Source organism: Pedobacter sp. (genome assembly GCF_045628745.1).
GTDB lineage: Bacteria > Bacteroidota > Bacteroidia > Sphingobacteriales > Sphingobacteriaceae > Pedobacter.
Genome location: NZ_JAZQPU010000251.1, coordinates 1 through 2,033 on the forward strand (window position 1 = coordinate 1; position 2,033 = coordinate 2,033).

Genomic DNA, 2,033 nt, shown 5'->3' on the forward strand with positions numbered 1-2,033 from the left:
ATAGATTTAGTTAGCCATAACAATGGTAGAATATTTATAAGCAAAGACCCCAAGGACTTCAGCAGGCAATTGAAGCTGCTCTTAGAACAACCCGATCGATTGGAAACAGCAGGTAAATATTCAAAAAGAGAAATTCAGAAATGGAGCTTTAAAGTACAGGTTGACCATATTATTAACTGTTTATATGATTCCTAAAATTACCGATAAATCAACGCTGATCTTTATGGTTACCATCCCATGGGTTTTAGCGGAACTTGTTACCCACCATCCCCTATTGTCGTACACTATTGCATTTTTAGGCTCTTTTTATATTTTTTACGCGACAATTCTATCTCCCTATCGCTGTATCAAAATGGATCGATCTTTAAGCGAGCAAATAATGCGACCAATTGTGCTGTTGCAACTCATTTTTGCCGGTTACATGTGCTGTACTTCCATATTCTATTTCGTTAATCATTTAGGTTTTGAATACTTCAGGGATATCAATTATACTCACTTTATTGTTAACGATCAAACCTACTTATTGGCCAAAAGTCAAAGAATGGCACTCTTGGGGCATATTGCTTTAGTCATGGGTATCACCTTTCAAACTAAACCTCAGGCTACAGTTGTAAAATTCAAGCTAAGCCTTAACTTAACTGCATTGGTAATATGGTTAACATTGATCACCACAGGTATTGCCATCCTGATGAATTATGTTACAGCTTTTATACAGTTGAAATATTACCTGCTCGCCATAGCAGCAAGCGGACAAGCATTTCTGTTGGTAACAGGCCTGGCCCATAGAAAGGCTGTCCTCGTTTTGTTAGGAGGACTGTGTTTTATCGTGCACCTGTTAAATGCTACACTAACAGGTTTTAAGGAAATAATTCTGGTCAATCTAATCACCTTAGGCTTCTTTGCGTATCCACACTTTAAAAAAACAATCACCATTCTCTTTTTCCCGTCTCTTTATTTGCTTCTATATATTTTACCCACATTAACTACCATAGTGAGAAAGGAATCATGGATAGGTAACAAAAGTCCACAAACAGCAAGAGCAGAAGCCTACGAACTGCTAGCCAGCGGAGAGAAGGAAGTATTAATTCGCAGCAATAACTGGATGTTCCTTACCAATAGGTTTAGTGAAATTGGTATGTTTTGTCAATATGTAAAGCACACGCCTGCACAACAACCTTATTATAGGTTACATATCTTAGAGAATTCAATGCAGTCATTAATCCCCAGAGCATTGTGGGATGAGAAACCGTTTACAGAAAAAACGGCTATGGAAAGAGTTTACACAGCAGGTGTGGTGAGTCGCTTATCAACGGTGTCTGCAAAAACCCGGACCATTATTGACGGCTACTTAAGCGCAGGCCTCCTTGGTGTATTTACATGTATGCTGCTCTATGGAAGTATAGCCCAATGGCTGTGTAACCAGGCAGAAGAATTATTTGGTGGTTATGAATTGGGCTGCATGCTCCTCTTTAATAGCATTTTCCAGCCTTTATGGCGTGGCAACAACTGGGAATTCATCATCAATAACATCGTTTATGGATATATACTGATGATGCTGCTCTTTTTTATGTTCAAGTATTTTAAAATCTTAAAACCCCTTAGTGTATGATAACCGTTCTCCAGATTACACCAGCTTATAAACCAGCCTATATATATGGTGGACCTACTTTATCAGTAGCAAACTTATGCGAAGAGCTTCAACAAAGTGCTTTTAAAATTATAGTTTTAACCACCACGGCCAATGGAAAAACTGAACTGCCTGTGGCACCTAATGTGGCTACAACAGTAGCAAATGTGGAAGTACATTATTGTAAACGTATTGCTAAAGATCCAATTCATCTATCACCAGCCTTACTTTTGAAGTTGATTAGCCAGATCAGGCAGCACAAACGTATTGGCCCTAATAATTGTATTGTCCACATACATTCCTGGTGGAATACCATTGCAGTAATGAGTTGTTGCATAGCAATGTGGTATAGAGTGCCTGTTGTGTTGTCACCACGGGGGATGTTAACAACCTACAGCATGAATAA

2 protein-coding genes and 1 pseudogene are annotated in these 2,033 nt (G+C 38.7%); all 3 read left to right on the forward strand.

Annotation, left to right across the window (positions count from 1 at the left end; translation table 11 throughout):
• Nucleotides 1–195 (forward strand): annotated as a pseudogene (locus ACR2F7_RS09550) (hypothetical protein); the annotation flags it as partial.
• Nucleotides 185–1,609: an exosortase Y-associated Wzy-like protein gene (locus ACR2F7_RS09555; protein ID WP_432713348.1), complete on the forward strand. Its 1,425-nt coding sequence runs from the start codon at nucleotides 185–187 to the stop codon at nucleotides 1,607–1,609. The pseudogene ACR2F7_RS09550 and the gene ACR2F7_RS09555, both read left to right, overlap by 11 nt.
• Nucleotides 1,606–2,033: glycosyltransferase (locus ACR2F7_RS09560; RefSeq protein WP_432713349.1), on the forward strand; the 428-nt coding region annotated here is incomplete at its 3' end. The genes ACR2F7_RS09555 and ACR2F7_RS09560, both read left to right, overlap by 4 nt.